Source organism: Kitasatospora sp. NPDC004799, from assembly GCF_040609095.1.
Classification (GTDB): Bacteria; Actinomycetota; Actinomycetes; order Streptomycetales; family Streptomycetaceae; genus Kitasatospora.
This window is the reverse complement of record NZ_JBEXJK010000444.1, coordinates 1-6536: the sequence shown is the minus strand read 5'-3', so window position 1 is coordinate 6536 and position 6536 is coordinate 1. Positions and strand designations below refer to the sequence as shown.

The 6536-nt window shown below is 75.0% G+C and carries 7 protein-coding genes and 1 pseudogene; 6 read left to right on the top strand and 2 right to left on the bottom strand.

From position 1 onward, the window contains the following. The 3 genes and pseudogenes from ABZW03_RS34955 to ABZW03_RS34945 all read left to right on the top strand — a co-directional run. A pseudogene (locus ABZW03_RS34955) lies at nucleotides 1-354 on the top strand (sulfite exporter TauE/SafE family protein); the annotation flags it as partial. A 190-nt stretch (nucleotides 355-544) separates the two neighbouring features. Next, on the top strand, nucleotides 545-1843 hold the full coding sequence (locus tag ABZW03_RS34950; protein WP_355267650.1) for an MFS transporter: 1299 nt from the start codon (nucleotides 545-547) through the stop codon (nucleotides 1841-1843). Nucleotides 1844-1989: 146 nt separating this feature from the next. After that, a complete protein-coding gene (locus ABZW03_RS34945) occupies nucleotides 1990-2571 on the top strand; it encodes a hypothetical protein (RefSeq protein ID WP_355267647.1) in 582 nt (193 codons plus the stop codon). A 154-nt stretch (nucleotides 2572-2725) separates the two neighbouring features. Here the strand turns inward: ABZW03_RS34945 and ABZW03_RS34940 are convergent, their stop codons facing one another. Then, nucleotides 2726-3478 (bottom strand): flavodoxin family protein, encoded by a 753-nt coding sequence (locus ABZW03_RS34940; RefSeq protein WP_355267644.1) that lies wholly within the window; start codon nucleotides 3476-3478, stop codon nucleotides 2726-2728. 138 nt (nucleotides 3479-3616) lie between these two features. On the opposite strand from ABZW03_RS34940, the gene ABZW03_RS34935 reads away from it, so the two are divergent. After that, nucleotides 3617-4510, top strand: coding sequence for a LysR family transcriptional regulator (locus ABZW03_RS34935; protein WP_355267641.1), 894 nt, complete (start codon nucleotides 3617-3619; stop codon nucleotides 4508-4510). A 70-nt stretch (nucleotides 4511-4580) separates the two neighbouring features. On the opposite strand, the gene ABZW03_RS34930 is transcribed toward ABZW03_RS34935, so the two are convergent. Further along, a complete protein-coding gene (locus ABZW03_RS34930) occupies nucleotides 4581-5003 on the bottom strand; it encodes a hypothetical protein (RefSeq protein WP_355267638.1) in 423 nt (140 codons plus the stop codon). Nucleotides 5004-5287: 284 nt separating this feature from the next. Between ABZW03_RS34930 and ABZW03_RS34925 the strand changes: the two genes are divergently transcribed. Further along, complete coding sequence (locus ABZW03_RS34925) at nucleotides 5288-5506, top strand: MbtH family protein (protein ID WP_355267635.1); 219 nt, start codon at nucleotides 5288-5290, stop codon at nucleotides 5504-5506. Nucleotides 5507-5604: 98 nt separating this feature from the next. Then, a partial coding sequence (locus ABZW03_RS34920; protein WP_355267632.1) for an ArsR family transcriptional regulator occupies nucleotides 5605-6536 on the top strand: 932 nt, incomplete at its 3' end.

Genomic DNA, 6536 nt, shown 5'->3' with positions numbered 1-6536 from the left:
GGCGGCGCCCTGGTCGCGGGCGCCGCCAGCGGGTTCATGAACGCGGCCGCCGGGGTGGGCGGGCCGGCGGTCTCCCTGTACGCCGTCAACACCGGTTGGACCGCGTGGGAGTTCCTGCCCAACGCCCAGTTCTACGGCGTGGCGGTGAACGCCTTCTCGCTGGCCGGCAAGGGCGTGCCCGCGCTGCCCGGGACGGCCTGGTGGCTGGTGGCCGCCGCGCTCGCGGGCGGTGCGGCGGTCGGGCGGCTGCTCGCCGACCGGGTGCCGGAGGGCCGCGCCCGGCTGCTGGTGCTCGGCCTGGCCCTGGCGGGCGGGATGGCCACCCTCGTCAAGGGCGTCTCGGGGCTCGGCTGAGCGCACCCGGCCGGGCGGCCGCGCCGACCGCCCGCCCGGTACGGCACCGGGCGGGCCCTCGCAGCCCCGCGGACAACTCCGGACAGCTCCGGAGGAGCCCGACACCCGTACCGACACGGACAGTTCGGGGCAGCCCCGGCAGTTCGGAAACCGCCCGGGCACTCCTCCGCGGACATGACATACTGCGTCGGTGACCTCAGCTGACCTGGCCGCGAAGCCGTCCAAGAGCCGTCCCCGCCTGGGCCGGAAGTTCCATCTGCTGTGGTCCGCGTCGGCGATCTCCTCGGTCGGCGACGGCATGCGGGACTCCGCCCTGCCGCTGCTCGCGGTGGCCGTCTCCGACTCCCCCGGCGCGGTCTCCGTGGTCTCCGTCGCCGCGTCGCTGCCCTTCCTGCTGATGTCCCTGTACGGCGGGGTGCTCGCCGACCGGGCCGACCGCCGCCGGCTGATGTGGACGATCGACGCCGGGCGCGCCGCCGTCGTCCTGGGCTTCGCCTGCTGGGTCTTCGTCGCCGACCCGCCGCTGGTCGCCGTCGCCGCGCTGGCCTTCCTGCTCGGCTGCGGCGAGACGGTCTTCTCCAACGCCGCCACCTCGGCCGTGCCCGAGGTGGTCCGCCCCGACCAACTCGACGCCGCCAACGGCCGGATGCAGGCCAACATGCTGGTCGGCGGCAACCTGGTCGGCCCGCTGCTCGGCTCCGTGCTGTTCGCCGCGGCCGCCGCCGCCCCCTTCACGGTGGACGGCGTCTCCTTCGCGCTCGCCGCCGTCCTGGTCGCCGCCACCGGCCGCTCCACCGCCCCGCGCACCCGGGCCGAGCGCCGCCCGGTGCTCACCGAGATCCGCGAGGGCGTCGACTGGCTGCTGCACCACCGCGACGTGCGGATGCTCGCCGTGCTCTCCACCCTCGGCGCGCTGGCCTGCTTCATGGGCACCACGATGATGGTCCTGATGGTCACCCGGGTCATCCACGCCCCCGCCGCCTCCTACGGCATCGTGCTCGCGGCCGGCGCCATCGGCGGCACCGCCGCCAGCACCCTGGCCGGCCGGCTCAGCCGACTGCTCGGCCGGGGCACCCGGATCGCCCTCGCCTTCCTGGTGATGGGCGTCGCGCTGATCCTGATGGGCCTGAGCACCTCGGTGGCCGAGGTGGCCGCGCTGTACGGCGTGGTCGGCTTCGGCATCGTCACCTGGAACATCCAGGCGATCTCGCTGCGCCAGCAGGCCGTGCCGAAGGACCTGCTCGGCCGGGTCAACAGCTGCTACATGCTGCTGAGCCGAATCGGCATCATGACCGGCGCCGCGCTCAGCGGCTGGATCGCCTCCGTCGCCGGCATCCGCACCCCGCTCCTGCTCGGCGGCGGCCTGCTGCTGGTCCTGCTGGTCGCGGTGCTGCTCCTGCTGCCGCGGATGACGGCGCTGGAGGCCCCGGCGGCCGCCGCCACCCCGGCCGAGGCCGCCCCGGCCGCCGCCGCGCCGGACGCGGAGTAGTCCCCGCCGGAGGGGTGCGGCGGCCGGAGCCGGTGGACGGCTTTCGCGTTCTCCCGCCCAACGGCCCCTGCCTGCCGATATGGTGACCCCGGGGTGGGCCGGCGCGTCTGGCCGGCGAGTAGCCGTCGCATGCCCTGAGGAGAGCCGTGAACGCCAACCACCCCACCCCCGCAGCCCGGTCGACCGACGCCCCCGTGCCGCCCGCCGGCTCCGGTCCCGGACCGGGCCTCGGCCCGTTGGTGCGGGCCGACGGCCACTGGTTCCTCGGCGACCACGAGAGCGCGGCGTACCTCGCCCTGCTCCCCGGGGGCTTCGAGCACCGGGTGGCCGGCCAGGAGCCGTTCCTGGTGCCGTGGAACCGCCTGATGAGCCTGGAACTCGGCGTCACCAGCGGTCGTTTCCTCAGCACACCGGCCGACGGGCTGCTGACCGGGCGCGACGGGACCGGCGCCGACGGCTCCTGGCTGAACACCATGGTCCGGCACCCCTACGACGTCTGGCGGCCCCGGTTCGTCCACCACCGCCGCTGGTACCCGCAGCCCGAGATCACGCTGCTGCGCCAACTGCTGGGGGACGTCGTCGACCTGGGCCGGGTCGACCGGCTCGGCGACGACGCCTGGCTGACCCGGGTCGTCGAGCAGCTGGCGGCGGACCGCTTCCTCCGGCGGTGGCGGACCAGCAGGGCCGTCGCGCAGGGCGTGCAGGAGATCATCACGCGCGGGGCGTGACCCGGATCGTCGCGCGTCGGGACGCGGATCGTCGCGCGTCGGGACGCGGATCGTCGCGCGCCGGGATGCGGATCGTCGCGCGCCGGGCGCGGTGCGGGTCGTCACGCGCGGGGCGTGAGCCGTCTCAGCGCGCGCCGGGGCGTGACCTGGCCGGTCAGGCGCCGGCCAGTGCCGCCGGTGCGCCGTCCGCCTCCCGGAGGGACGCCGACAGGGCGCGGGCCTCGTGCTCGGTCATCCGGGGGGTCTCGTACGGCACGCCGTTGACCCAGCGCTGCGCCAGCCGGGCGATCCGCTCGCCGTAGCGCGCCGCGGTGACCAGGTCGCCGGGCGAGCCGGCCCGCTCGGCGCCCAGGTCGGCGTGGCTCTGGCTCATCAGGCCCAGCCAGGAGCCCAGCCGGTTCAGGTCGTCGCGGGAGCCGCCGCTCCAGTTGTTGCCCGGCATGTCCCCCACGCCGATCCACTGCATGCCCAACTGGGCGCCGAAGACAGCCAGTTGCTCCAGGACGGCGAGCTTGTCGCCGCTCTGCGAGGCGGACATGGTGAACCCGCCGGCCAGCTTGTCCTTCCACGCCTGGGTGGTGAACGGCGTGAACGCCGCCTCCATGAACGCCTTGAACACCGCCGACACACTGCCCATCAGCGTCGGGCAGCCCATCACGATCGCGTCGGAGCGGTCGAGCAGCGCCAGCACCTCCGCGTCGTGCCAGCGGCCCGCGACCACGTCCTCGGGCCGGATCTCGACCAGGTGCACCCGGGCGCCCGGCACCCGCCGCGCCCCGTCGGCGAGGTGCTCGGCCAGCACCCGGGTGTGCCCGTGCACCGAGTGGAAGACCACCGCCACCGTGACCTCCGGCACGCCCTGCCCGGGGTGCTCGGAGTGCTCGCGGTCGACGTCCTTGACTGCCATGTTCCCGTCCCTGCCTCGTGAACCGGCGGGGGGATCCCCGCCTGTCCGTCCATCACAGCCGGTGGGCGACGCACCATCAACGCCGGACTTCGAGGTGCAGCGATCGGTCGCACCGATCGATCGCGCTAGCCTGGGCCCGTGGACAGGATCGAACTGGAGGCGTTCGTCGCCGTCGCGGAGGAACTGCACTTCGGCCGCGCCGCCGAGCGCCTGCACCGGGGGCAGCCCACCGTGAGCGACGCCGTCCGACGGCTCGAGGGCTCCCTGGGCGGGCGGCTGTTCCACCGCACCAGCCGCCGGGTGTCGCTCACCGGCCTCGGCGAGGCGCTGCTGCCCGACGCCCGCGCCGCCCTGGCCCAGCTGCGCCGCTTCCAGCAGCGCGGCCGCGCCCTGGCCGCCGGCGAGCGGACCCGCACCACCCTCGTCGTCGCCCACGCCGAGTACACCGGCCAGCAGTTGCTGCTGCGCTGCCTGCCGCAACTGCGCGAGCGCTTCCCCGACGTGACGATCGTGCCGGAGCCGATGCCGACCACCGCCCAGGTCGCCGCCCTGCGGGCGGAGACGATCGGGCTGGGCATCGGCTGGGCCACCGGCGAGGTCACCGGCGTCCGCGCCCGGGTGCTGTCCACCGAGCGGTTCATGGCCCTCGTCCCCGCGGCCCACCCGCTCGCCGGGCACACCGAGTTGAGCGCCGCCGAGCTCTCCACCACCGGCCTGCTCACCTGGCCGCACCAGATCAACAGCGGCCTCTGCGACCGCCTCCTGTCCGCCTTCCGGATCGGCGGCGCCGACCTGCGCATCATCCGGACCGCCGACAGCGTGCACGCCATCGCCGCCCACGTGGCCGCCGGCACGGGCATCGGCATCACCGTCGAATCCGCCCTCGACCACCAGCCGCCCGGCCTCCGCGCCATCCCCCTCACCGGCCCCTCCACCACCGCCGACCAGGTGGTCCTCACCCCCACCACCCCGTCCGACACCGCCACCGCCCTGCGCGACCTCCTCCTCCACGCCGCCGGCACCCCGGCCTGACCACCCCACGGCCGGCCGGCGGAGCAGCGGCGGGCCGGGGCCTGCACAGGAAGTCGGCGGGGCCGACTTCTCATGCCCGGCCGTGGGCTGCGGGGAGGAGGCGGCGCAGCAGGGGGCGGATGCGGGGTGGGCCGAGGAGGGGGGACCGGATCACGCAGAGGGCGAAGAGGAGTTGGCCCAGGAGGGGGATGGGGAGGAGGGGCGGGAAGAACAGCAGGAACCAGAGGGGCAGGAGGAGCAGCCAGGCGAGGCGGCCCCGGAAGGCCATGCCGGCCTTCGTGCTGAACAGCGAGAAGAGGACGCTGATCGCGACGGAGGGGAGCCCGACGAGCAGGACGAAGCCCTGTGCGTCGCTCGCCGCGAACCGGACGTCCGACATCGACGCCGTCAGGAGCAGCCCCGCGAGCGCGAAGGTGGCGGCGTATCGGATCACCAGGTCGGCGAGCCGCAGGCCGATGAGGCCCAGGTTCCGCCACGGCGTGTTCGGGTCCACGGGGTGCTCCTTCGCATCAGCGGTGGACGTCGTGGGAGATCATGCCAGTAATGTTGAACATGTTCAATTAACCTCGGAGGGGTGGCGCTAAACGACGGGAACGAAGTCCATGGCACGCCATATCGTCCATGAACGACGAGAGTTGACCCATCACCCCATCAGGGCGGGGTCAGCAGCATGTCAGCGAGCCGAGGGAGCATGTGCGGAGCGGGTCCGCCTGGTGTCCCGCGTGCGCCCACCACCCGGGGGCCGCACCGTGCCCGACCCGGAACGGAGTGTGCGACATGTCGAACCCCTTTGACGACGCGGACGGGACCTTCCTGGTGCTGGTGAACGACGAGGGCCAGCACTCCCTGTGGCCCGCGTTCGCCGAGCGGCCGGACGGCTGGACGGTGACCCTGCCCGAGGGGTCGCGCGAGGAGGCGCTCGCCTACGTCGAGGCCAACTGGACGGACATGCGCCCGCGCAGCCTGCGCGAGGCCTCCGACGCCCGGACCTCGTAACGCGGCCGCACCCGCCCGAGGAAGGGCCCGGCCCGCCCCTGTGGGCGGCCGGGCCGCGTCGATTTCCCCCTCGCCGACACGGAAACGGGGACCCCAACGTGCAAAGGATCCACTTCACCGCCGCCGACCTCGCCAGAACCCGACTGAAGACCACCCTGGGCCCGCTCGTCGAGACCGCCTTCGCCTGCGACCTGCTCGACCGCGGCGTGGGCGCGCCGTACGCCCGGTGGCGAAAACAGGTGAACGAGCGCCTGCCCCGGCGGCCGGCGCCCCGCCCGCACGGCCGGCCGGAGCACGACGTGGACGCGCTGCTCCGGCAGGCGCTCCGGTACGCCGAGGAGCCCGACGCCCGGCCCGGCGCGGCCGAGGTGCCGGCCCTGCCCGGCGCGGGCGTGGACGCCTGCCTGCTGGAGGCCTGGCAGCTGGCCGTGGCCCCGTTCTGGCAGCACCTGCACGCCTACCTGGTGGCCGAGTGCGAGGCGCGCGGCCGGATCGTGATGGCCGGCGGGGTGGAGCTGCTGCTGTCCACCGCGCACCCCCGGATGACCTGGCGGGCGCCGGTGCTGGAGATCCCCGGCGGGCCGGACCAGGACATCCGGCTGGGCGGCCGGGGCCTGGTGCTCACGCCCTCGGTGTTCCTCCACCACCGCCCGGGCGTGGCGATCGACGCCGAACGGCCGGACGAGCAGGTGGTGCTGGTCTTCGCGGCCCCGCCGCACGCCCGCAAGGGCGCGCAGCTGTGGCAGGAGCGCGACCGCAGCGCGCGGCCGCTCGGCGCCCTGGTGGGCCAGACCCGGGCGGCCGCCCTGCGGACCCTGCGGGCGAGTTGTACGACCAGTCAGCTCGCCGACCGGCTGGGCATCTCGGCGGCCAGTGCCAGCCAGCACGCGGCGGTGCTGCGGCAGACCGGGCTGATCACCACCCGCCGGGTGCGCAACACCGTGCTGCACTCGGTGACGCCGCTCGGCATGGCGCTGCTGGACGGCGGGCCGGAGCGGCCGGCCCCGGCGGGCGCGGCCCGCGACCGGGC